Raw genomic sequence first — 22,023 nt, 5'->3', positions numbered from 1 at the left:
CTCGTACTGGACGTACTTGGGTTTGTGCCCGGTGCGGCGAGAGTGCGTGCCGGGCGTCGCGGGGCAGGCGGGACTTTCGCAACAGGCCCTAGCCCCACCCCACGATCCGGGAAGGATGTCATGCCCCTACGCCACGTCCTCGCCGCGGCCCTCGTTTCCGCCGCCCTGCTCTGCGCGGCCGTCGCCCCCGCGACCGCCGGCCCCTACGAGTCCGTCACCGTCGCCCCGACCGGCCGTCTCGCCTCCGACGGCACGGTCACCCTCTCCGGCACCTACACCTGCACCGGTTCCACGGGACCCGTGTTCATCAGCTCGTCGGTCAGCCAGGGCTCGCCGAACTACCGCCACGGCATCGGCGGCACCCGGGCCGTGTGCGACGGCGCGGAACACCGCTGGCAGAACACCGGCAAGGTGACCTCGGAGAAGCTGGAGGCCGGTGCGGCCCATGTCGAGGCCACGATCATGGAGCTGCGCCCCGCGGGCGGCCTGCCGCTGCCGTCCTTCCACGCCACCCGGCAGCAGGACATCACCCTCACCGACGGCTGAGGCGCGTGCCCGGGCGGCCCGGCACCCCGGCGGTGCCGGGCCGCCGCTCCGCACCGTCCTTTCGCGCACGGATCACCGGGTCAGCAGCTTCCGCAGCGCCGAGGTGATCTCGGCCGGCGCCTCCTCCGCCATGAAGTGCCCACAGCTCACCGTGCGGTGCTCCAGATCCGGCGCCCAGGCCCGCCACAGCGCGGCCGCGTCGTAGCCGAGGGCGGCGCCCCAGTCCTGCTGGAGCACGGTCACCGGCATGCCCAGCACGTTCCCGGCGGCCCGGTCGGCAAGGTCGTGCTCGGTGTCGATGCCGGCCGAGGCCCGGTAGTCGGCCACAATCGAGGGCACCGCCGCCCGGCAGGCCGCGAGATAGGCGGTGCGGACGTCGGCGGGGATCGCCGAGGGGTCGCGCGCCCACAGGTCGAGGAAGTGACCGAAGAAGAGGTCCGGGGCGGCGCCGATCAACTGCTCGGGCAGTCCCGGCGGTTGGGCCATCAGATAGAGGTGGAAGGCCACGGCCGCCGTGGTGCCGTGCAGCACCTCCCACATGTCCGGTGTGGGCAGTACGTCCAGTAGGGCCAGATGCGTGATGGTGTCCGGGTGGTCCAGGCCCGCCCGGAAGGCGACCAGCGCGCCCCGGTCGTGCCCAACCAGCGCGAAGCTCTCGTGGCCCAGGGCCCGGGCCAGCGCCACGACGTCGGCGGCCATGGTCCGCTTCGCGTACGACATCCCGTCCGCGTCGGCCGGCTTGTCACTGGCGCCGTAGCCGCGCAGGTCGGGACAGATCACGGTGTGGTCGGACGCGAGGCCGGCGGCCACATGCCGCCACATCAGATGGGTCTGCGGAAAGCCGTGCAGCAGGACGACCGGGCTGCCCGTGCCGCCGACGGACGCGTGCAGGCGGACGCCGTCCGCGACCGGGACACGGTGTGTTGTGAAACCGGGGATGTTCATGTGCCGAGGCTCCCGCCCGCGGATCAGCAGCCGATCAGCACCTACCGTGGGACGCGTGAGGATGGACCAGGTCGCCTTCGGGGTGCTCGGACCCGTGACGGCCGAGCGCGCCGGTGTCCCGCTCGCTCTGAAGGGCCCACGGCACCGCGCCGTACTGGCCCGGCTGATCGTGGCCCGCAGACGGGTCGTGCCGGTGGCCCGCCTGGTCGCCGACCTCTGGGACGAGCCGCCGCCCACCGCCGTCGGCGCCGTCCGCACCTTCGTCGGCGATCTGCGCCGCGCCCTCGAACCCGGCCGCCCGCCGCGCACCCCGGCCCGGCTGCTCGTCACCGACGGCCCCGGCTACGCCCTGCGCGCGGAAGCGGTGGACGCCTGGCGGTTCGAGACGGCCGTGGAAACCGCCGCACAGGAGGAGCCCGCGCAGGCCGCTCAAGGGCTCCGCGAGGCGCTGGAGCTCTGGCGGGGGCCGGCCTACGCCGAGTTCACCGGCGAGGAGTGGTGCGCGGGCGAGCGGGCCCGGCTGGCGGAGCTGCGGCTGCGGGCCGTGGAGCAGCGGGCCGAGGCACTGCTCGCCGGGGGCCGGCCGGCCGAGGCAGTGCCCGATCTGGACGCCCACCTCACCGGGCACCCGTGGCGCGAGGAGGGCTGGCGGCTGCTGGCGCTCGCCCTCTACCGGACCGGCCGCCAGGGCGACGCCCTCGCGGTGCTGCGCCGGGCCCGTGCGATCCTCGCCGACCAACTGGGGATCGACCCCGGCCCGGCGCTGCGCCGGCTGGAGGCCGGCATCCTCGCGCAGGACCCCGCCCTGGACGCGGAGCGGGAGGCCGCGGCGGCCTGGGTGTGGTCCCGCGCGGCCGAGGCGTACGACCGTACCGTCGCCGCAGGCGCCCGGGCCCGGCTCGAATCGACCGTCGGCCTGCTGCGCACCCTCGCGGTGACCGGCTCCGGCGGACTGGCCGCCGCTCGCGAACACCGCCTCGCGGCGATCACCGCCGCCGAGGAGTCCGGCGACCCGGAACTGACCGCACGGGTCATCGGCGCCTATGACGTCCCGGCGATCTGGACCCGCTCCGACGACCCGGAGGGCGCCCGCCGGGTCGTCGAGGCCGCCGAACGCGCACTGGCCCGGCTGCCCGCGACCCCGGCCCAGGACGCGTCCCGCTGCCGGCTGCTCGCCACGGTCGCCCTGGAGTCACGCGGCAGCCGATCGGCCCGTGCTTCCGAGGCCGCCGCCGAGGCGGAACGCCTGGCCCGCCGCCTGGACGATCCGGCGGTGCTCGCCTTCACGCTCAACGGCGTCTTCATGCAGTCCTGCACCCGGGCCGGCCTCGCCCCGCGCCGCGACACCATCGGCACCGAACTGCTCGCCCTGGCCACCCGGCACGGCCTGGTCACCTACGAGGTGCTCGGCCGCCTGATCCGGGTGCAGGCCCGCGCGGGCCTCGCCGACCTCACCACCGCCGACGCGCACGCCGAGGCGGCCGACCGGCTGGCCGACCGCCATGAACTGCCGCTGGTCCGTGTGTTCACGGACGGGTACCGCGCGCTACGCCTGGCCGCGACCGGGCATCCCGGCCGCGCCGAGGCCGCCTACCGCGAGGTCGACCGCCTTCTGGACGGGCCGGGCATGCCCGGAGTGCGCGCCGGACTGCTTCCCCTCGCGCTGCTCTGTCTCCGGCTGTCCGGGCGGCCGTACGGCATCCGCGCGGCCCTCGACCCGGCCGCCGACTGGGGGCCGTATCTCCCCTGGATCCGTCCGGGGCTCGCCCTCGCCGCCGACGGCGAAGGGGCGGCCCGCGATGCGCTGCGCGGGCTGCCCGAGCCTCCTGCCGACCTCGTGCAGGAGGCGCTGTGGTGTGTCGTGGCGGCCGTCGCCCTGGAGCTCGGCGACCGCCCCGCCCTGCGCCGCTGCCAGGACCGGCTGCGCCCGGCCGCCGGCCAACTCGCCGGCGCGGGCAGCGGGTTGCTGACGGCCGGGCCGGTCGACACCTGGCTGACGGCGATCGGGGCGGCCCTCCGCTAGGGCCTGTCCGGCGGATCAAGTCGCAGGAAGTCAGCGGTGACTCGTCGGCGCTGGGCGGCGTGTGGGGCGTGCGGCTGCAAGGCGAGGAGGCGTGGACAATCAGCCGTTGCGTCTGGGGGAGTGCGGCCACACCCCGCGTCCGCGGCATGATCCCGCCGGACAGGTCCTGGACGGCGAGTTCCTTCCGGTGCCGTGCCGGCGGCCGGTCGCTCACCGCGGGCTGCACACCGTCCGTGGCGCCGCTCCGCTGGGGGTGCCCTGCACGTCCTGCACCCGCTGAACGTCCCGCAGCAGGCCCGCGATGCCGGGGTCCCGGCCGGCCGCGACCCTGGCGATGGTCTGCAGGACGGCCTCGTAGAAGGCGTCCCGTACGGCGGGTGCCATGACGTCCGAGGCGTCCAGGCAGCGCGGGCCCTCGCGGAGCCGTGCCGCGATCTCGCGTTCCACCGGGTGGTTCTGCGGGGTCACCTGCCGGTTCGCCGAGAAGAAGTCCGCCGAGGCGGCCCACGCCTGCTGGCCCTCCTTGGAAGCGAGCCGCCGGATCAGCTCACTGGCCCGGGGACCGTCGCTGAACAGCGCCGCGAAGTCCCCGGTGACCTCGTGCGCCCGGACCGGGCCGCCGTCGGGCAGCAGCGGAGCGGAGTCCATCAGGTCCGCGTGCGGTGCCTCGGTCTTGTAGAAGGAGCGCGCGAAAGAACCCTGGTGCTCCAGACCGCATCCGCCCCAGCCGTCGAACAGCAGCCCGTCGCTCTTCGGGTCCCCGCGATGGTCGGTGAGCAGGGCGTGCCTGGCTCTGGTCCGGTCCTGCCCTAGCAGACCGGCCCAGGCCTCCCAGGCGGAGCGCACGGCATCGCTGCGCCACCACTGCGTGGCGCCGGTGCCCAGCGCCCACTGCTCGTAGACGGCCGGGCCCGCCCGTTGCAGCACGAGGTCCTCGATCCAGTCGGTGCCGGGCCAGCCGGAGGCGCCGTCGTCGCCCATGCCGATGCACCAGCTGCGCAGCGGCGCAGGCGAGTTGTCGGGCCTGTCGCCCTGGCGGAACCAGACGATGCTCTTCAGGTCGGCCTTGACCGGAACCCAGTACACGGACGAGGAGGCCGTGCCGGTCGCGTTCCAGGGGGCGCCGTACTGCTGTGGGTCGTAGAGCTTGTTCAGCGGTTTGAGACGGTTCTGGCCGGCGTACTCGGCGAGTTCACCGATGCCGGGCATGATCACGATGTCCGGGGGCTCTCCCGACTGCACCTTGGAGAGCAGCACCTCGCGCTGGGCAGCGGTGCCCTGGTAGCGGAAGGGGATGCCGAAGCCCCGTAACACGGCCTCGAACTGTTCCGCCTGTTTCCCGGTCCAGGTCCCGAGGATGGTCACCGGCTCCCCTTCGTCGCGCTGTGCCCAGGCCACCACCAGCCCGCCGGCCGCGATCAGCAGCATGACCACGAGTACGACCAGCACCTTGAACCGCCGGGTCACCGCCGCCTCCAGTAGTCGCTGTCGAGCCGGAGACCGAGGCCCAGCGCGGGCAGGACGACGACCAGCAGGCCGCCGACGACGGTGCCCCGGTACATCCGGTCGGTCCAGCCGCCGTCGGAGAGTTCCTGCCGGACCTCCTCCGACCTCTGCGCGACGCTCTGCTGCGCCGCGGCCGGCCCCGGACCGGTCCGCCGGGACACCTCGGTGATCCGCCGGAGATCCCCGAGCGCCCCGTCCAGGCGGTGCTCGGTGGCGGACGTCGTCATCAGCGGGAACACCGCGAGCAGCACGGTGAGGACGAAGGCCGCGAGCAGATACGGGTTCCAGTCGCGGCCGCACCGGTCGCGCAGCACGAACAGCGCCGAGAGCAGGGTCAGCGCCAGCGCGGCCAGGGCGAGTTCGGCGAGCCACCACCCGGCCCGCTGCCACCACCCCTCGGTGGCCGCGGCCTCGGCGTGCCGCAGCTGGGCCTGCTGCAGTTCGTCGAGGCGGGGCGCGAGCCCGACCTTGGCGCGGTTGAGCAGCCGGTCCGCCTCGTCGAGTTTCTGCTCCCGCATCAGCGGCTGGTCGCGGTACATGGACGTACCGAGGTTGAGCGAGTTGCCGTAGGTGGCGAGCAGACCGTTGACCGTGCCGAGGTCCTGGTCCGTGCGGTCGGCGATCCGGGACAGGCCCTGGTCGGCGGCGGAGAGCTGGGACCGGTAGGTCTCGCCCGAGCCCGCGACGTCGACGAGGTGGGTCCTGACCAGGTCGTGGGCCTCCTGGTCGGCCCGTAGCGCCGCCAGCCGGGTGGCGGCGAGCCCCTGCACGGCCGGCGCCTCGCGGGCGGCGAGGGCCGCGGCACCGCGCTGGGTCTGCCGGTAGGAGAAGAACAAGGCGGTCGAGGCCACGGCCGCACACACGAGCAGCACCAGCAGATGCGTCTCCAGCAGCCGGCGGGTCCGGCGGCGGCCCAGCCGCCCGCGCCAGAACGCGGCGGGGGAGTACCGCCGTGAGAAGTCCGTCCGTACGGTCGTCACAGCAGCTTCCCCCCGCAGGCGATGCAGTAACGGGCCTCGCTCCCGGCCCGGCTGAGGCAGTTGCCGCAGCGCGGGCCCGGCGGCGCGTCGACGGCGTCGGCGACGGGCTCGCCGGGACGGGAGCCGGCCCGCAGGATCATCGGTCCGAGGGTGCCGGCGTCGACGGCGCGCAGCCGGATCCGCCCCGCGGGAGCGTCCTCGATGTCGGCGACCGTACGGATCTCGTCCAGCACCCAGTCCGTGCCGAACCGCGCGGCCAGCTGGGCCGCCTGCCCCAGGCACTCCTGGGCGGTGTCGGGCAGGTGCTCCTGAAGCGCGGTGAGCCCCTCGCGCAGCGCACCGCGCATCCGGGCGGTGGCGTGGAGACTGCGCACACTGCCGCCGCCCGCCGGGACGGGCGGCGGCAACTGCCCGGGGAGGTGCCAGCGGGCGACGACGGACGCGTGGACGTCGCCGATGGAGACCATGGCGAACTGCAGCTCGGTCTCCAGCGGATCGTCGTCGGCGCCCGCGACCAGCGTGAGAAGGTAGTCACGGCTGCCCTGCTCCCACTGGTGGGTGGGGAAGCTCCAGCAGTGGGACCGGCCGGTCCGGGGCAGTCCGACGAGGCGGTGCGGCCGGGGCGCCCTCTCGCTGAGCGAGACCTGCCGCACGGAGGGCCGCAGGGTCACCTCGATCGGCAGCTGGGGCGTGTGCACCCGGCGCAGTCGCGCGATGGCGTCCGTGACGGCCCGGCCGAGTCCCTCGTCCACGAACTGGGCGGTGCCGTGCAGCCGTTCGGCGAGGGCCAGCAGCGGATCGGGGGACCAGTCGGCGCCCACCGCGAACACATCACAGGTGAACCGGCCGGCACAGGCCGCCAGTTCCTCCTCCAGACGGGTCTCGCCGGCGGCGCTGCTGCCGTCGGTGATCAGCACCAGATGCCGGACGGACAGCGGGCGGCCGGCGAGCAGGGCGCGCGCCCCGGCCGCCCAGGGGGCGTACCCGGCGGGACGCGGACCGTCCCGGTGCAGTGGCAGCGACCCTGCGGCGAAGGCGGCCCGGCGTCGCTGGTTCTGGTCGGCGACGGCCCACTCGTCGTCGCCGCGCGGGTAGCACCGGACCGGCTCGGGGCCGCTGCCGAGCACGGCGAACGAGATCCGGTCGGGCAGGGCGCCCAGCGCGGCGGGCAGGGCGTGCCGTACGGCCGCCCGGTTGGGCTCGGCGACGTCCACCGCGATGATCACGGCGAGTTCGACGGCGGGCAGGTCGGTGGGGGCGCCGTCGGCGGCCACGTCGACCCGCAGATGGGCCTCGATCTTCGCGCTGCGATGCGGGCGCAGCTCGCCGTCGAGGTCGACGTGCAGTCGGATGCCCGGCTGCGGTGCCCGGGTGTGGCTGCTCATGTCCTGCCTCACCGCTCCTTCCCTTCGTCGCCGTGCGCACCGCGTCCCCGGTGCCGTTCGGTTCCGTCGTGCCGTTCGGTCAGATCCGGGTCTGCGGCCGTACCGCGTGCAGGAGATCCACGAGGTGTTCATGGGCGGCGGCCGACTCCCGGTGCCGGGCGGCCAGTTGCCGGTAGAGCGACTCCAGCCGCCTGCGCTGCTCGCGCTCCGGCGCCGTCAGGCGTCGGAGCCGGCGGGCGTCGAGCCGGCCGGCACCCGCGCCCGGAGCGCCGGACCGGTCGCTCTGGTGGTGCAGCGCGTCCAGCTTCCATTCGTGCAGCTCGGTCCTCAGCCGCAGCGCCTCGTCCTCGGACAGGCTCGGCTCGCCGGCGCCCGGTCCACGGCCCACCAGGCCGGGCAGTTCGGCCAGCGCCGCGTCGACCTCGGCGGGCGCGGGCAGCGGATCGAAGTTCTTCGGCGGCGGACCGGCGTCCCCGGGCAGCCGGGCCGCGCGGATACGCAGGGACGCGATCCGGGCCACGGTGTGATCCAGGGTGCCGGGACCGACCCGGCCGAGGACGTCGAGGGCCGCCCGCCGGTCGCCCGCGCGCAGCGCGAGCCTGGCCAGGCCCAGGGCGGCGCCGCCGTGCGCGGGGTTGCGGGCGAACACCGCCTCGTACAGTGCCCTGGCGGTGGGCCCGGTGCCGTTGTCGCCGAGCCGCTCCCCGCAGTAGGCGACGGCCAGTTTCGGGGCGTACTCGCCGGGCAGTTCGAGGTGGACCCGCATGAAGTGGGCCCGGGCCTCGGCGACCTGCTGGGGGTTGTCGTGGAGACCGGCGCTGCGCAGCGCGAGCAGGGCGCGGTGCCACTCCAGCCGCCACCGGCGCACCGCCGACGGCCCGGGGATGGAGTCGGCGGTGTCGAGCTCCGCCTGGGCCAGCTCCAGGTCGTCCCTGGTGTTCCGGCCCAGCAGGACCCGCACGTTGTGCAGACATATCTCCACCGAGGCCGGCTTCTCGTCCTCCTGGTCGAGGAGCAGCCCGGGGTCGTAACCGCTGCTCACCTCGAACCGCGCGGTCTGCGGGTCGCCCGGATAGCGTCGCGGCACCGGCAGACAGCCGGCGATCTCGGTGGGCGTGGGGGCGCCGAGGTCGAGAGCCGGGGCCGCGGGCGGCTCGTACCGGTCACGGCGGGGCCGTTCCAGCCAGTGCTCGATGCCCGGCACCGTGCCGAGCCGGGCGCCGAGCAGCTGCGGGGACGGACGGAAGTAGTCGGACGGCTCGGGCGGATCGCTCTTGCCGCGCAGGGCCCGGATCTCCCGCAGCGCGCCCCGCAGCTGGCCGGCCATCTCGCGGGCGTCGGCGAAGCGCAGGCCGGGGTCGGTCCGCACGGCGCGCTCGACGACCTGCCAGAAGGAGCCGGCGCCGAGGCCGGGCACCTCGTCGACGGCCCAGTGTGCGAGTTCCCGCAGGGTGACGCCGACGGTGTGCAGATCGTGGGCGACGGTGGGCAGGCCCGAGAACGCGGTCTCGGGCGCCATGTAGTCGCTGGTGACATGGGCGGGCGGCCGGCTCTGGCCCTCCTCGCGCATGCCGCCGAGGTCGATGACCTTGACGCCGTCCCCGTGGTGGACGACGTTCGAGGGCTTCATGTCCCCGTAGACGAAGACCCGTTCGCCGCCGGCGTGCAGATGCACCAGGGCTTCGAGGATCTGGCAGCCGTACGCTGCCACGTCCTCGATGTCGAGGACGGACTCGCCCCGCCGGGTCTCCTCGACGACCTTCTCCAGGGTGCCGTCGCCGACGTCGTCCATGACGATGTAGCCACCGGTGATCTCACCCGTGCCGTCGCCGCGGGCGACGAAGTCGCGGATCTGGACGATACGGGGGTGGCGCATCGCGACCAGGTTGCGGCGCTCGACGTCGGCGAGCCGGGCGCCGTCGTGCTCGTACCGGTTGAGCAGACCCTTGACGGCGACGACGTCCCCGAGATGGGTGTCCTCGGCGAGGTAGACCCAGCCCTGGCCGCCGTGCGCAATGGGCCCCATGATCCGGTACTGGTCGCGCAGCAACTCGCCCTCGGTGAGTTCGGGTTCGTACGAGTACCGCTCGCCACAGGCCGGGCAGTACCCCGTGAGGGGCACCGGGCCCTCGGTGTAGGGCGGGGCGAAGGTGATGCCGCAGTCGGCGGCCGAGCAGCCCATCCGGATGCGCAGCGGCGACCGAGCACGGATGAGGCGTGCCTCGGCGGGGCGCGGCGCGCGCTCGGGGAGCGCGAGGAGGTCCCGGGGGCCGACGTCCCGCGGGTCCCCGGGCAGGGCGGGCAGTCCGGGGCCCCGGTCCGCGCGACCGCACTGGTCGCACCAGCCGGTGGGCAGTACGACGCCCACGCAGCGGGATCCGTCGAAGTTCCGGTGCGGGCAGTTGGTCATCCTCCTGCCGTCCCCCTCTCCGGCCCGGTCCGGGCTCCCCGCATCACCGGCGTCCCTGGCGGTCCAGGTCGGCGCGCAGGGTCCTGAGCAGCGCGCGCAGCCCGGTGAGCTGCTGCTGCGGGTCCGGTAACGCGCCGATCCGGCGGAGCTCGGCCCGGCGCAGGTCGGCCGTCTCGGTGACGGAGTCGAGGGAGGCGCTGTCGACGACGTCGCGGCGGATCGCGTTGCCGAACTCGGCGAGTTCCAGACGGCCGAGCAGCGCGTCCGCGTGGCCGAGCAGCGCGGGCCGCAGGAGGTCGTCGCGGGCCGTGTTCCAGCCGGTGCCGCCCTCCTGGCGGAAGACGAGCAGCAACCGGAATCCCAGCACCCGCAGCCGGGTGAGGAGTTCCAGCAGGGGACCGGGCCGGGGCTCCTCGTCGAGGCCGTCGACGACCACGGTGACGGGCCGGACGGGTGTCACGTCGGCTGCCTGCGGCGGCTGGGGCCTGGTGCCGAGCAGCCAGTCCCAGTACGCCAGATACTCGCCGACCGGGAAGGAGATCCGCCCCAGGGCGTGGTCGGCGAGGTGCGGTCTGCTGTCGCCGCCGCGATGGACGACGTCGGCGCGGTGCAGGAGATGGCGCAGCGAGCGGTCCTTGCCGCTGCCCGAGGGCACCACGGTGATCTTCACCGGGTCCTCGTCCGGATCGTCGCACCACCGGCTCAGCCGCTCCTCGAAGCCGTGGTCCCATGCGTCCGGGCCGCTCAACTCCTTCACCACCGGCGAGAGTTCGGCGATGCGGCCGACGGGGACCAGATAGGAGAAGGCGAGCCGGTTGTTCTCGGGCAGCAGCTCGCCCATGTCACCGCGCCAGCTGGCGACGAGGCCGACCACCCGGGCGGGGCGGCCCTCCCGCGGCCGGGTGCACACGGCGGCGCCGCTGAACCCGGCACGCACCACCTCAGCCTTGGTGACGGCGTCGAGCTGCACCCGCTCGCCGCTGGCGCCGCCGATGCGGCCCCACAGGCTCATGCCGTCGTCGAAGCCCTTCGCGTACCCGGTCGCGTACACCTCCATACCGGCGCTGAGCCCGGTGTCCAGCGGAGCGGGACGCGCCTGCGGGCGCGGGCTGTCGAGCCGTAACACGGCGACGTCCACGCCGTGTTCGCCATTCCGGAGCCAGCCGTCCGCCATGACCCGTGCGGCGACCGGCTCCAGCGCGCCGTTCTCGGCGAACTCCAGCCACATCACGGCGTCCGGGTCACGCACCACGTGTGCACAGGTCAGCGCCGTGTGCTGGTCGACGAGTACACCGGCCCCGCAGATGGGACCGTGCGCGTCCTCGCGTCGCAGCCTGAGTCTCCAGTCCGCACGCAGTTCCCCCATGTTGTCTCACACTACGCGCGGGGCAGGGTGCGTCCCTAGACTTGTGACCAGGTTGGATCGGTCAATCAACGGAATTCGGCGGTGAGTTGCCATGGGGGATCCGGAACCGATCGGTCTGGCGGAGGCCATCGGCACGGTACGCGCGGAGCTGGCCCGGGCCCAGGCCGAGGGCGCCGAGAGCGACTGGCGGTTCAGCGTGGAGCAGGTCAGCCTGGAGTTCTCGGTGCAGTTCCACCGGGCCGGCGAGGGCGGTGCGGGGTTGCGTCTGGGCGTGGTCGAGGCCCGGCTGGGCGGTTCGGTGAGCCATGACTCCACACACCGCATCCAGGTCGACCTCAAGCCGCTGCCCCGCCCCGACGGCCGCCACCACGAGGTGAGCCGCGACGACGACGGGTCCCTCTCACGGGGTTAGCTCATGGGGCCAGGGGGTGTCGTCTGGATCATTCCGGCGTCGCGGGCCGTGGCACGCACTCCCCCAGAGGGGGTGCCCCCGGAGGCGTTGTCGTCACTCGCCGACGTCCCCCGGCCTTCGGCCGGGGGTGCCCCCACCGCGTCGCCCGCCGCGGCAGCGGCTGATTGTCCATGCCTCCTCCGCCTTGCAGCTGCACGCACCAGACCCCGCTCGGCTCGGTCAAGAGGCACTGTTCCTCACTGCCGGCCTGATCCAGACGACACCCCCTAGGGGGCTCACGGGCGGCGGCACCCGTCGGCCGGCTGTCCCTGACGAGACCAGCGGGGCCGGTGACCTGCCGCGGCTGCCGCTCAGGCCGCGGCGGGGGCGCTGGTGTCGCGCTGTGACACAGCGAGGTAGCCCACGAAGCCGACGATCGCGACCGTCCACACGAGGGTGACCGGTCCTAGCCCGAGGCCCAGGCCACCGCGGGCGTGGCCGAGCGCCAACCAGTCGGCGAGGGAGGCGCCGAGGGGGCGGGTGATGACGTACGCCGTCCAGAAGGCGGTCACCGCGTTCAGGGTGCCGAAGCGGTGGGCCAGGGCGGGCACGCAGATGGCGGCGGCGAAGAGGACCGCCGAGCCGAAGTAGCCGAGGCCGGCGGTGGCGGTGAGGTCGCCGGCGGCGGTGCCGAGGGCGAAGGTGGCGAGGACGGCCGCCCAGTAGAACACTTCGCGGCGGCGGGTGCGGATGCCGTGGATGGACAGCGTCCGCTCACTCGCGTACCAGAGGGCGAAGACCGCGGCCAGCGCGACGAGGAAGAACGGTGTGGACATGGTGTAGGGCACGCCGAGGCCGACATGCAGGACGTCGGCGGCCATGGTGCCGAACACGCTGACCATGACGACGGCGGTCCAGTAGGCCCAGGCCACGTACCGGCGAAGAGCGAACTGGACGGCCAGGGAGGCCGCCAGGGCGAGGCCGCCGAGCGCGACCGCCGGTACCGGGCCGAGCAGGTGGGCCAGGAAGTCCGACGCCGTCTCGCCCATGCCGGTGGTCAGCACCTTGATGATCCAGAAGTAGACGGTCACTTCCGGCACCTTGTTCGCCATCCGGCGTACGGGGGCGAGTGGACGGTCGTCGAGGACGTGCTCTGCGGTCATGATCCGCACGATGGCACTCGGAGCCTGAAAGCAGCCTGAACGGATGCGCGGGCGTCCCTCACCTGCGGAGGTGCCCTTCTCCCTCCTTCTTAACCCTACAGGATGTAGGGTTGGGCGGCGGCCCTACGACCTGTAGGGGGGAAGTTGATCTCGTGGCGTACGACGTCGAGAGGTGCATGATGTCCGACGGTTCGAACGTCACCACGGCCGGTGCCCGCCGCCTCGGTCTCCCGCCCCTGGCGGTCCGGGCTCGGTGGGCCCGGGGCGAGCCCTGGCTCGTGGGGGCCGCGGCCCTCTTCACGCTGGCCCAGCTCATCCTAGTACGGCCCGGTCTCGGTCTCGGCTGGGACGAGACGGTCTACGTCAGCCAGGTCAGCGGCCACGTCCCCGCCGCCTTCTTCAGCGCGCCCCGGGCCCGGGGCGTCCCGCTCCTCGTCGCTCCCATCACATCGTGGTCCGACTCCACCGCCCTCCTCAGGATCTACCTGGCCGTCCTCTCGGGTCTGGCTCTCTACTTCGCCCTGCGCGTCTGGCGCGCCCACGTCATGCCGCATGTCCTGGCGCTGGCGGGTGCCCTGTTCGCCTCACTGTGGGTGACGCTGTTCTACGGTCCCCAGGCCATGCCCAACTACTGGGTCGCGATGGGCGCCCTGGCCTGCGTCGGCTGCTTCCTGCGCGCCCGTGCGAACACCCGGGACCGGGCGGCCTGGTGGGGCGTGTTCGCGGGGGCGGCGCTGATGGCGTGGATGCGTCCGATGGACGCGGTCTACGTCGTGCTGCCCCTGCTCGCCCTCTCCCTGCGCCGCCGGCGACTCCTCGCCGTGCTGGTCGCCGGACTGCTGGCGGGCGCCGGCGAGTGGGTGATCGAGGCATACGTCGGCTACGGCGGCCTCGCGCAGCGCCTCTCCGACGCCTCCCGCATCCAGGGCGGCCTCGGCTGGCACTTCGCCGTCCTCGACCAACTGCGCAGCCTCGGCGGGCGCACGCTGTGCCGGCCCTGCACCGGACCGGTCCCCAGCCCCGGGGTGACCCTGTGGTGGTTCGCGCTGCCGCTCCTCGCCGCCCTCGGCACGGTGGCCGCCGTCCGCGCCCGGCGCGCGCTGCCCGTCCTGCTCCCGTCGGCCTGCGCCGTCACGGCCGCCGTGCCGTACCTGTTCCTCATCGGCTACGCGGCCCCCCGCTTCCTGCTGCCCGCCTACGCGTTGTTGGCCCTGCCCGTCGCCCACGGACTCGTGCACCTGGTCTCAGCCCCGGCCGGCAGGACCGCGCGCGCCGTCGCCGTGAGTCTGGTGGGGGTCGGCCTTGCGGGCCACCTGGCCGTGCAGTACGTGGTCCTGGAGCGCACGGTGCACCGCACCGCCGCCGCCCACGCCGACTGGTCCCGCACCGCCGCCGCCCTCCACTCCCTCGGGGTGCGGACTCCGTGCCTGCTCAGTGGCTACGATGCCGTCCCGGTCGCGTTCTACACCGGCTGCGGCTCCGCCCAGACGGCGGGCCACGACACCAGCACCACCGCGGCCGCACTCACTCGGGCCGCCCACCGGATACCCGTCGCCGTCCTCTCCGCGCCGGGCGGACGGGCGCCCGCCTACGCCCGCACCTGGCCCGTGGAACGGGTCGGAGTGCTCCAGGCGTACGTGGCTCCCTCCGCGCGGCGGGGGAGGTGACCGTCGTGACCGCGGCTGACGGCCTTCCGGTGACCGGCGGCAGGCGCCTGTACTGCCAACTGGGGGTCACGCTGGCGCTGCTTGTCGCCGCCGGCGCGCTGCTCGCCGCCCACCGGGCCACGCTGGACAGCGGGGCCGACCAGCTGGCGGCCGCCGACGGGGAGTGGCTGCTGCTGGCCTGCCTCGCCGCCGTGGCCACCTGGGTGTGCGCGGCCGTGGCGCAGCAGGGGGCGGTCGCCGAACGGCTGCCGAGGGGGCGGCTGGTGGCGGCGCAGTTCGCGGCGTGCGCCGCCAACCATCTCCTCCCGGCGGGGGCCGGGGCGACGGCGGTCAACCTGCGGTTCCTGACCCGGTGCGGGCTGTCCACACGACGCTCGGCGACCGCGCTGGCGGTGAAGGCCGCCGCCGGCGGGCTCGTCCGATGCGTGCTGGGCGTGGCCCTGCTGCTCGCCTCCCCGGGCACGGTCCGGATTTCGGCACGCGTGCCGCACCTGCTGGTGTTGCTGCCGGTGGCGGTCGGAGCCGTCGTGCTGGCGGTCTTGACGAGCGGTCGGATCCGGCGGGCGGCGGCCCTCGCCTTCGCCGACGTGCGGGACGTGCACCGGTGCCCGGCACGGGCCTGCGCGCTGTGGGGCGGCTCGGTCGCGTTCGCGCTCATGCACGCCGGGGTGGTCGTCGCCGTGGTCCACGCACTCGGCCTCGGACTGCCCACTGGCCGCGTGGTCATGGCGTACCTCGTCGCCAGCGGCGCCGCGGCGCTGCTTCCCACGCCCGGCGGGCTGGGGTCGCTGGACGCCGCACTCGCCCTGGCGCTCACGGCGGCCGGAGCACCGGGGCAGACGGCGGTCTCGGCGGTCCTGGGCTACCGCCTCCTGACCGGATGGCTGCCGATGGCCCCCGGCCTACTGGTACTGGGCCTGCTGGCCCGCCGCTCGGCCCTGTGACTGACCCGCTTCGAACCGCCCGGCTCCGCGGTCCGGTGTCGGGCGCGCCTTTGCCGGCAGGTCACGCGGGCGCGGTGGCCGCGTCGAGCCGGCCGACGCCCTGGCGCTCACGGCGCCCGGAGCACCGGGGCCGCCGTCGTCGCCCGGAGCCGCGGGCTGGAGACTACCGAGCCGCGGCGGACGAAGGCCTGTCTGTGGCCCGGTGGGTGAGCAGCGTCGAGTGCCCCTAGAAGACCGCGAGGGGGTCCGCGTCGACCAGGACGACCCGTCCGCCGCGGGCGAGGGTCGTCCACACGTCGAGCAGGCACACGTCGAAGTTCAGCGGCGCGTAGTTGAGCACGGTCGTGCCGGGACCGATGCCGAAGGCGTCGCCCGCCCAGGCCGCGAAACGGTCCAGCGCGGCGCCGGACAGCGGCACGATCTTGGGCAGTCCGGTGGATCCCGAGGTGGTGAGCAGGAGCGCGGTCCCGGTGAGGTCCGCGCCGGGGGAGCGGCGGGCCGCGGGCGGCCGCCCCGGAGCGAGTACATGGCCCACCCCGGCCTGCTCGTACAGCCGCTCCACGACGTCCGTGCCCAGGTCCGGTGACGGCAGCAGCAACGGGCGCCGGGCCAGCAGACAGGCCAGGATCACCGCGATGGTCCGGGGTGACTTGACCGCGGGCAGGGCCACCGGTGCCCCGGCCGGCAGCGCGGCGATCCGGTGCCGTTCCCGCTCCGCGCGGGCGAGTAGCGTCCCGTAGCCGACCGAGTGCCCCCGCCAGACCAGGGCAGTCGCCGCCGGCGTCCGCCGGGCCTGGTCCACGAAGCCCTCGACGAGCGGACGCGGCCCCGCGATGGTGCCTTCCACGATGCCTCCTTCAGGTCCGCGTCCGGCCGGGATCCGGCGAACGGCGTTGATACCCATGGTGGGTTCGACACCTGGAGGCTCGTTGGAGCCTGGCTCGGCGGGCGACGGCCGCCGGGTACAGGGAAAACGGCGGCCGGTCCGCCCCCAGGGGCGGGGGCGGGCCGGCCGCCGTCGGCGGGTCGGACGGCGGTCAGCCGTCGAGCAGTTCGGCGAGGGCCAGGGCGGGGTCGTGCGCGGGCGGCCCGGCGGGCCACCAGGTGCCGGACCGCTCCCTGGACGAAGCCGTCGCGGGTCCGGTCGAAGGGCCGGGAGGCGGTCGCCGGGGCGTCGTTGCGCGGGCTGGTCGCCTTGATGGCGTCGAAGCAGGCGACCGTGATGGGGGAGATCGGCGCGTCGGTGGCACCCGCCAGCATGACGTCGGCGCTGCCCTCGCGGATCAGCTCGGCGGCGTATCCGATCGCGTCCAGGCCGGAGGTGCAGCCGTTGGGCACCAGTGACACCGGGCCCTGGGCGCCGGCGGTCCGGGCCACCTCCGCCGCCAGCGAGCTGGGCACGAAATAGTCGAAGAGGTGGGCCACGGCCCGGGTGTGATCGACGGTCCAGTCCCGTCCGCGGTCGCTGACGACCGCGTACTCGGTGTCCAGGCCGGTGGTGCAACCGACCGCGCTGCCGAGGCTCACCCCGGTGCGCAGCGGGTCCAGCGCCTCGTGGACTCCGCTGTCCGCGAGGGCTTCGCGGGTGGCGACGAGAGCGAACTGAGCCGCCCGGTCGAGACGTTCGGCCTCCACGGGTGCGAATCCGTGCTCGGCCGGGTCGAAGTCGGCCTCGGCGGCGATACGGGAGCGGAACGGTGCCGCGTCGAACAGGGTGATGTCTCGGGTGGCCGTACGGCCACCCGAGAGCAGCTCCCAGAACGCCTTGGCGCCCACACCGCCCGGGGCGACCACCCCCATGCCGGTAATCACGACCCGTTTCATCGGATTCCTCACAGTCCTGAGCCTCGGTTGCGTCCTAGGACATCGAGCCTCACCCACGAGGCTGGAGCCTCACTCGATTCCCGTCCGCCGATGGCAGGAGCGCCGCACGCGGCCGCGCATACGACGGTGGCCGCGTCCGCTGACGGGGGGCAGGGACGCGGCCACCGACGTTCACCGCAGGGGCCGGCGCAGGGCCGGTCCCCGGCGGGATCCAGGGGCGGAGCGGCTGTCGGCCGGCGAGGGCCGACGGGGTCTCAGTGGCTGAGCCGGGCGAACCGGCGCACGGCCAGCGGGAAGAACACGGCGAACAGCGCCATCGGCCAGACCACGGCCGCCAGGACGTGTCCGGACGTGCCGCCGACGCTGCCGAACAGGTCCCGGACCGCCGTCGCCGTCTGGGACATGGGGTTCCACTGCACCACCGTGCCCAGCCAGTCCGGCATGGACGCGGGGGTCGCGATGGCGTTGGACAGGAAGCCCACCGGCCAGACCAGGATCTGCACGGCCTGCACCAGCTCCGGCTTCCCGGCGACCAGGGCCAGGTAGATGCCGATCCACAGCATCGCGAACCGGAACAGCAGCAGGAGGCCCACGGCACCGAGGAACCCGCCCGCCGTCGCGTGCGCCCGCCAGCCGATCGCATACCCGACACCGATCATCACAGCGAGGCTCACCGCGGACTGCAGCATGTCCGCCGCCGAACGGCCCACCAGCACCGCGCCGTTGGCCATCGGCATGGACCGGAACCGGTCGATGACGCCCTTGTTGAGGTCCTGGGTGACCGCGATCACCGTGCTCTCCAGGCCGAAGGCCATGGTCAGCACGAGGATGCCGGGCACCAGGTAGTCGATGTAGTCGCCGCCGACGTTCCGGCCACCGCCGATCAGATAGCCGAACATCAGCAGGATCATCACCGGGAAGACCACGCCGACAGCCACCTGCACCGGCTGCCGGCCCCAGTGGGCGAGTTCCCGCCGGGTCATGGTCCAGGAGTCGCTCAGTGCGAAGGCGAGGCCACCGCCGCTCTCGCGCACCGCGCTCGTCGTGCTCACCGCGCTCATACTGCCTCCCTGGCCCGGGTCTCGTCGTGTGCCGGGACCTCCTCGGAACGCCCCGTCAGCCGCAGGAACACCTCGTCCAGGGTGGGTCTGCGCACCGCGACGTCCTCCGCCTCGATTCCCGCCGACTCCAGCGCGCGCACCACCTGGTTGAGCGCGCTCATCCGGTCGGTCACGGGCGCGCTGAACCGTCGGCGGTCGGCGTCCACCGTGACGTCGTCGGCGGCGAACGGCATCAGGGCCACCGCGGCGGCCAACCGTTCCGCGTCGCGCAGGACGACGTCGATGCGGTCGCCGCCGGTGCGGGCCTTCAGCTCGTCGGCGGTGCCGTCCGCGATGACCCGCCCCCGGTCGACCAGCGAGATCCGGTCGGCGAGCTGGTCTGCCTCCTCCAGGTACTGGGTGGTCAGCAGCACCGTGGTGCCGCCGCCGACCAGCGAGCGCACCGAAGCCCAGACCTCGGCCCGGCTGCGTGGGTCGAGCCCGGTGGTCGGCTCGTCCAGGAAGAGCACCTCCGGCTCGGTGATCAGCGAGGCGGCGAGGTCGAGCCGCCGCCGCATGCCGCCGCTGTACCGCTTGACCTGCTTGTCGCCGGTGTCCGTGAGGCCGAACCGCTCCAGTAGCTCGTCGGCGCGGGCGCGGGCCCGCCGGGCGCCGAGGTGGTAGAGCCGGCCGAACATCTCCAGGTTTTGCCGGCCACCGAGTTCCTCGTCGAGCGCGGCGTGCTGGCCGAGCAGTCCGATGCGGGCCCGCACCCGGTCGGCTTGCTTCACCACGTCGTACCCGGCGACCGCCACACGGCCCGAGTCCGGCCGCAGCAGCGTGGTCAGTACGCGGACCGCCGTCGTCTTGCCCGCGCCGTTCGGGCCGAGGAGGGCGTGCACGGTGCCGCGTCCCACCCGCAGGTCCAGTCCGTCCAGAGCGGCCTTGTCCTCGTATCGCTTCCGTACGCCCTCGACGTCGATCGCGTCGGTCATGCGTCTCCTCCGCCTCGTGTAGTCAAGCTTGACTACCGTTCTGCGACAAGCTAGTGCCCGTTCCGCAGATTAGTCAAACTTGCCTACACGAACGGCGTGCCAACGGACCGCCCGGCGGGCGGGGTGCCTCAGCGTTCGTCCCCCGGATGCCGCTCTCCGGTGGCGTACGGGTTCCGTTCGCCCTCCGCGAGCACCGCGTGCACCTCTGAGAAGGGCTCGCCCTCACCCGCGAAGGTGTAGGCGCCGCCCTCCACGCGCCGGATGAGCCCGTCGGTCCACTCGGCGCCCGCGTCCGCCGAGTGGATCCATAGGTTCATGATCTCGCCGATGTGCCCGAGCCGGTCCGGGCCGTCCTCCGGCGTGTAGTACTCGGTGACGGTCTTGCGCCACTCCCGGATGGCCCGCACCCGGTCGCGCAGCAGGTCCAGCGCCTCCTCGCGCTCCAGGTCGACGACAAAGCCGAGCGCCGCGGCGAGCACGTCCGGCTTCTGGTCGTACGCGGTCAACGACTCGCGCAGCAGCCGGAAGTACTCCTCCGTGCCCTTCGTCGTCATTTCGTACTCGGTCCGGGGCGGGCCTCCGGCCGTGGACGGGGCGACCTCGTGCGCGTGCAGCAGTCCCTGTTTCGCCATCTGCTTGAGGGCGTGGTAGATCGACCCCGGCTTGGCGTTGGACCACTCGTGGGCGCCCCAGTACTCCAGGTCGTTGCGCACCTGGTAGCCGTGGGCCCGCCCATGCCGGCGCACCGCGCCCAGCACGAGAAGACGGATGGCTGACATGGGCTCCAGATTACGGCCTCGTGCGGCGGCCGGACCGGGGCGGCCGCACCGGAGACCGCCCCGGGCGCCGACCCGGCCGCCAGGCCTCCCGGCCCGAGGTCCCGGGCGAGAGACGCGCGTCGTCGGCTGCGCCCCGGCCCGGCCGCGGCTGGACTGACCGGTCCGGACTTCCGGGTCAGATGTCCCGGAAGATCTCGATCTGCGCCCCGATCGTGTTGAGGCGTTCGGCGAGGTCCTCGTAACCGCGGTTGATGACGTACACGTTGCGCAGCACGGACGTGCCCTCGGCCGCCATCATGGCCAGCAGGACGACCACGGCGGGGCGCAGCGCCGGCGGGCACATCATCTCGGCCGCGCGCCAGCGGGTCGGGCCCTCCACCAGCACCCGGTGCGGGTCCAGGAGCTGGAGGCGGCCGCCGAGGCGGTTCAGGTCGGTGAGATAGATCGCGCGGTTGTCGTAGACCCAGTCGTGGATCAGGGTCTTGCCCTGCGCGACCGCCGCGATGGCCGCGAAGAACGGGACGTTGTCGATGTTCAGGCCCGGGAACGGCATCGGGTGGATCTTGTCGATCGGCGCCTCCAGCTTGGAGGGGCGGACCGTGAGGTCGACCAGCCGGGTGCGGCCGTTGTCGGCGACGTACTCCGCCGTACGGTCGTGGTCGAGGCCCATCTCCTCCAGGACGGCCAGTTCGATTTCGAGGAACTCGATCGGTACCCGGCGCACCGTCAGCTCCGACTCCGTCACCACCGCCGCGGCCAGCAGGCTCATCGCCTCGACCGGGTCCTCGGAGGGGGAGTAGTCCACGTCCGCGTCGATGTTCGGGACGCCGTGCACGGTCAGGGTCGTGGTGCCGATGCCCTCGACCTTGACGCCGAGCGCCTCCAGGAAGAAGCAGAGGTCCTGGACCATGTAGTTGGAGGACGCGTTGCGGATGACGGTGACGCCGTCGTGCCGGGCGGCGGCCAGCAGCGCGTTCTCGGTGACCGTGTCTCCGCGCTCGGTCAGCACGATCGGGCGGTCCGGCCGGATCGAGGGGTCGACCTGCGCGTGGTACTGCCCCTCGGTCGCCGCGATGTCCAGCCCGAACCGGCGCAGCGCGATCATGTGCGGCTCGATGGTCCGCGTGCCGAGGTCGCAGCCGCCGGCGTACGGCAGCTTGAAGTGGTCCATGCGGTGCAGCAGCGGGCCGAAGAACATGATGATCGAGCGGGTGCGTACGGCGGCCTCGGCGTCGATCGACGCCATGTCGAGGTCGGCCGGCGGTACCAGCTCCAGGTCGACGCCCTCGTTGATCCAGCGGGTGCGCACGCCGATGGAGTTGAGAACCTCCAGGAGGCGGTACACCTCCTCGATCCTGGCCACCCGGCGCAGCACCGTGCGCCCCTTGTTGAGCAGGGAGGCGCACAGCAGCGCCACGCACGCGTTCTTGCTGGTCTTCACGTCGATCGCGCCGGACAGCCGACGCCCGCCCACCACCCGCAGATGCATCGGGCCCGCGTAGCCCAGTGAGACGATCTCGCTGTCCAGGGCTTCACCGATTCGAGCGATCATCTCAAGGCTGATGTTTTGGTTGCCGCGCTCGATGCGGTTGACAGCACTCTGACTGGTGCCGAGCGCCTCCGCGAGCTGTGACTGTGTCCAGCCGCGGTGCTGTCGGGCGTCACGGATGAGCCTGCCGATGCGTACGAGGTAGTCGTCTGCCATGAGGTTGAGGCTATCTCAGATATGAGATGGTGCCCGCTGGGGGGTCCGTTCGGGTGATGCCGCGTCAGCGGGCCTACGCGTTCGGCCCGTCGACCATTGTTCCGAGTCATGCAAGGGCGGGACGAAGGAACGTCACCGCCGCTCCCGACACTTGGACCTGAATTCCGGCGGCCATCGCACGGAGTCCTTTCCTCCCTACGCTGGTGTGGTACCCGGTGCGAACCGTCGGTACTTGCCATCGGGCTCAAGTCGGCGGTATGGAAAATTCCCCAGGGTGCCATCGGAGCCGCCCTGTTCGTGGGAGCTCTGCAAGTCCGGAAGATCACCCCGTTCGGGTCCCGCGACGCCGATCAG

18 protein-coding genes are annotated in these 22,023 nt (G+C 73.5%); 5 read left to right on the top strand and 13 right to left on the bottom strand.

Annotated features, from left to right (window positions below; translation table 11 throughout):
* Positions 1-120 precede the first annotated feature (120 nt).
* The gene (locus ABZ396_RS37645; RefSeq protein WP_358926897.1) at positions 121-546 is read left to right on the top strand and encodes a DUF6299 family protein; all 426 of its coding nucleotides are present in this window, start codon (positions 121-123) and stop codon (positions 544-546) included.
* 72 nt (positions 547-618) lie between these two features.
* Here the strand turns inward: ABZ396_RS37645 and ABZ396_RS37640 are convergent, their stop codons facing one another.
* A complete protein-coding gene (locus ABZ396_RS37640; protein WP_358926896.1) occupies positions 619-1,491 on the bottom strand; it encodes an alpha/beta hydrolase in 873 nt (290 codons plus the stop codon).
* Between the two features lie 61 nt (positions 1,492-1,552).
* On the opposite strand from ABZ396_RS37640, the gene ABZ396_RS37635 reads away from it, so the two are divergent.
* Positions 1,553-3,514 carry a BTAD domain-containing putative transcriptional regulator gene (locus ABZ396_RS37635; protein ID WP_358926899.1) on the top strand — a complete coding sequence of 654 codons (1,962 nt, stop codon included), beginning with the start codon at positions 1,553-1,555 and terminating at the stop codon, positions 3,512-3,514.
* 210 nt (positions 3,515-3,724) lie between these two features.
* Here ABZ396_RS37635 and ABZ396_RS37630 read toward each other — a convergent pair whose 3' ends face one another.
* From ABZ396_RS37630 to ABZ396_RS37610, 5 genes are all read right to left on the bottom strand, one after another.
* The gene (locus ABZ396_RS37630; RefSeq protein WP_358926895.1) at positions 3,725-4,981 is read right to left on the bottom strand and encodes a carbohydrate ABC transporter substrate-binding protein; all 1,257 of its coding nucleotides are present in this window, start codon (positions 4,979-4,981) and stop codon (positions 3,725-3,727) included.
* Entirely contained in the window at positions 4,978-6,000 is a 1,023-nt protein-coding gene (locus tag ABZ396_RS37625; protein WP_359186860.1) for a hypothetical protein, read from the bottom strand. Before ABZ396_RS37625 ends, ABZ396_RS37630 begins: the two co-directional genes overlap by 4 nt.
* Positions 5,997-7,385 (bottom strand): hypothetical protein, encoded by a 1,389-nt coding sequence (locus ABZ396_RS37620; RefSeq protein ID WP_358926893.1) that lies wholly within the window; start codon positions 7,383-7,385, stop codon positions 5,997-5,999. Before ABZ396_RS37620 ends, ABZ396_RS37625 begins: the two co-directional genes overlap by 4 nt.
* Positions 7,386-7,464: 79 nt before the next feature.
* Positions 7,465-9,795, bottom strand: a complete 2,331-nt coding sequence (locus tag ABZ396_RS37615) for a tetratricopeptide repeat protein (RefSeq protein WP_358926892.1) — start codon at positions 9,793-9,795, stop codon at positions 7,465-7,467.
* Between the two features lie 43 nt (positions 9,796-9,838).
* The gene (locus tag ABZ396_RS37610) at positions 9,839-11,161 is read right to left on the bottom strand and encodes a serine protease (RefSeq protein ID WP_358926891.1); all 1,323 of its coding nucleotides are present in this window, start codon (positions 11,159-11,161) and stop codon (positions 9,839-9,841) included.
* A gap of 91 nt (positions 11,162-11,252) precedes the next feature.
* Between ABZ396_RS37610 and ABZ396_RS37605 the strand changes: the two genes are divergently transcribed.
* Positions 11,253-11,573: a trypco2 family protein gene (locus tag ABZ396_RS37605; RefSeq protein WP_358926890.1), complete on the top strand. Its 321-nt coding sequence runs from the start codon at positions 11,253-11,255 to the stop codon at positions 11,571-11,573.
* Positions 11,574-11,923: 350 nt separating this feature from the next.
* On the opposite strand, the gene ABZ396_RS37600 is transcribed toward ABZ396_RS37605, so the two are convergent.
* Positions 11,924-12,715, bottom strand: coding sequence for a hypothetical protein (locus tag ABZ396_RS37600; RefSeq protein ID WP_358926889.1), 792 nt, complete (start codon positions 12,713-12,715; stop codon positions 11,924-11,926).
* Between the two features lie 179 nt (positions 12,716-12,894).
* On the opposite strand from ABZ396_RS37600, the gene ABZ396_RS37595 reads away from it, so the two are divergent.
* Positions 12,895-14,382: a hypothetical protein gene (locus ABZ396_RS37595; RefSeq protein ID WP_358926898.1), complete on the top strand. Its 1,488-nt coding sequence runs from the start codon at positions 12,895-12,897 to the stop codon at positions 14,380-14,382.
* Positions 14,383-14,387: 5 nt separating this feature from the next.
* Positions 14,388-15,326 carry a lysylphosphatidylglycerol synthase domain-containing protein gene (locus ABZ396_RS37590; RefSeq protein ID WP_358926888.1) on the top strand — a complete coding sequence of 313 codons (939 nt, stop codon included), beginning with the start codon at positions 14,388-14,390 and terminating at the stop codon, positions 15,324-15,326.
* Positions 15,327-15,552: 226 nt separating this feature from the next.
* Here ABZ396_RS37590 and ABZ396_RS37585 read toward each other — a convergent pair whose 3' ends face one another.
* From ABZ396_RS37585 to ABZ396_RS37560, 6 genes are all read right to left on the bottom strand, one after another.
* Positions 15,553-15,996, bottom strand: coding sequence for an AMP-binding protein (locus tag ABZ396_RS37585; RefSeq protein WP_359186857.1), 444 nt, complete (start codon positions 15,994-15,996; stop codon positions 15,553-15,555).
* Positions 15,954-17,150 carry a beta-ketoacyl synthase N-terminal-like domain-containing protein gene (locus tag ABZ396_RS37580; RefSeq protein ID WP_359186855.1) on the bottom strand — a complete coding sequence of 399 codons (1,197 nt, stop codon included), beginning with the start codon at positions 17,148-17,150 and terminating at the stop codon, positions 15,954-15,956. The genes ABZ396_RS37585 and ABZ396_RS37580 overlap by 43 nt, the downstream gene beginning before the upstream one ends.
* A 254-nt stretch (positions 17,151-17,404) precedes the next feature.
* Positions 17,405-18,211: an ABC transporter permease gene (locus ABZ396_RS37575; protein WP_358924710.1), complete on the bottom strand. Its 807-nt coding sequence runs from the start codon at positions 18,209-18,211 to the stop codon at positions 17,405-17,407.
* Complete coding sequence (locus tag ABZ396_RS37570; RefSeq protein WP_358924709.1) at positions 18,208-19,185, bottom strand: ATP-binding cassette domain-containing protein; 978 nt, start codon at positions 19,183-19,185, stop codon at positions 18,208-18,210. The genes ABZ396_RS37575 and ABZ396_RS37570 overlap by 4 nt, the downstream gene beginning before the upstream one ends.
* 128 nt (positions 19,186-19,313) lie before the next feature.
* A complete protein-coding gene (locus ABZ396_RS37565; protein ID WP_358924708.1) occupies positions 19,314-19,964 on the bottom strand; it encodes a PadR family transcriptional regulator in 651 nt (216 codons plus the stop codon).
* Between the two features lie 175 nt (positions 19,965-20,139).
* A complete protein-coding gene (locus tag ABZ396_RS37560) occupies positions 20,140-21,669 on the bottom strand; it encodes a UDP-N-acetylglucosamine 1-carboxyvinyltransferase (protein WP_358924707.1) in 1,530 nt (509 codons plus the stop codon).
* Positions 21,670-22,023 lie beyond the last annotated feature (354 nt).

Origin of the sequence: Streptomyces sp. NPDC005866, from assembly GCF_040629895.1 — a bacterium.
GTDB lineage: Bacteria > Actinomycetota > Actinomycetes > Streptomycetales > Streptomycetaceae > Streptomyces.
The sequence above is the reverse complement of the archived record's forward strand: the minus strand, read 5'-3'. Positions and strand labels throughout refer to the sequence as shown.

Coding starts and splice junctions, on each gene's coding strand:
- ABZ396_RS37645 (WP_358926897.1), top strand. CDS start 121: ATGCCCCTACGCCACGTCCTCGCCGCGGCCCTCGTTTCCGCCGCCCTG.
- ABZ396_RS37640 (WP_358926896.1), bottom strand. CDS start 1,491: ATGAACATCCCCGGTTTCACAACACACCGTGTCCCGGTCGCGGACGGC.
- ABZ396_RS37635 (WP_358926899.1), top strand. CDS start 1,553: ATGGACCAGGTCGCCTTCGGGGTGCTCGGACCCGTGACGGCCGAGCGC.
- ABZ396_RS37620 (WP_358926893.1), bottom strand. CDS start 7,385: ATGAGCAGCCACACCCGGGCACCGCAGCCGGGCATCCGACTGCACGTC.
- ABZ396_RS37615 (WP_358926892.1), bottom strand. CDS start 9,795: ATGACCAACTGCCCGCACCGGAACTTCGACGGATCCCGCTGCGTGGGC.
- ABZ396_RS37610 (WP_358926891.1), bottom strand. CDS start 11,161: ATGGGGGAACTGCGTGCGGACTGGAGACTCAGGCTGCGACGCGAGGAC.
- ABZ396_RS37605 (WP_358926890.1), top strand. CDS start 11,253: ATGGGGGATCCGGAACCGATCGGTCTGGCGGAGGCCATCGGCACGGTA.
- ABZ396_RS37600 (WP_358926889.1), bottom strand. CDS start 12,715: ATGACCGCAGAGCACGTCCTCGACGACCGTCCACTCGCCCCCGTACGC.
- ABZ396_RS37595 (WP_358926898.1), top strand. CDS start 12,895: ATGTCCGACGGTTCGAACGTCACCACGGCCGGTGCCCGCCGCCTCGGT.
- ABZ396_RS37580 (WP_359186855.1), bottom strand. CDS start 17,150: ATGAAACGGGTCGTGATTACCGGCATGGGGGTGGTCGCCCCGGGCGGT.
- ABZ396_RS37575 (WP_358924710.1), bottom strand. CDS start 18,211: ATGAGCGCGGTGAGCACGACGAGCGCGGTGCGCGAGAGCGGCGGTGGC.
- ABZ396_RS37570 (WP_358924709.1), bottom strand. CDS start 19,185: ATGACCGACGCGATCGACGTCGAGGGCGTACGGAAGCGATACGAGGAC.
- ABZ396_RS37565 (WP_358924708.1), bottom strand. CDS start 19,964: ATGTCAGCCATCCGTCTTCTCGTGCTGGGCGCGGTGCGCCGGCATGGG.
- ABZ396_RS37560 (WP_358924707.1), bottom strand. CDS start 21,669: ATGGCAGACGACTACCTCGTACGCATCGGCAGGCTCATCCGTGACGCC.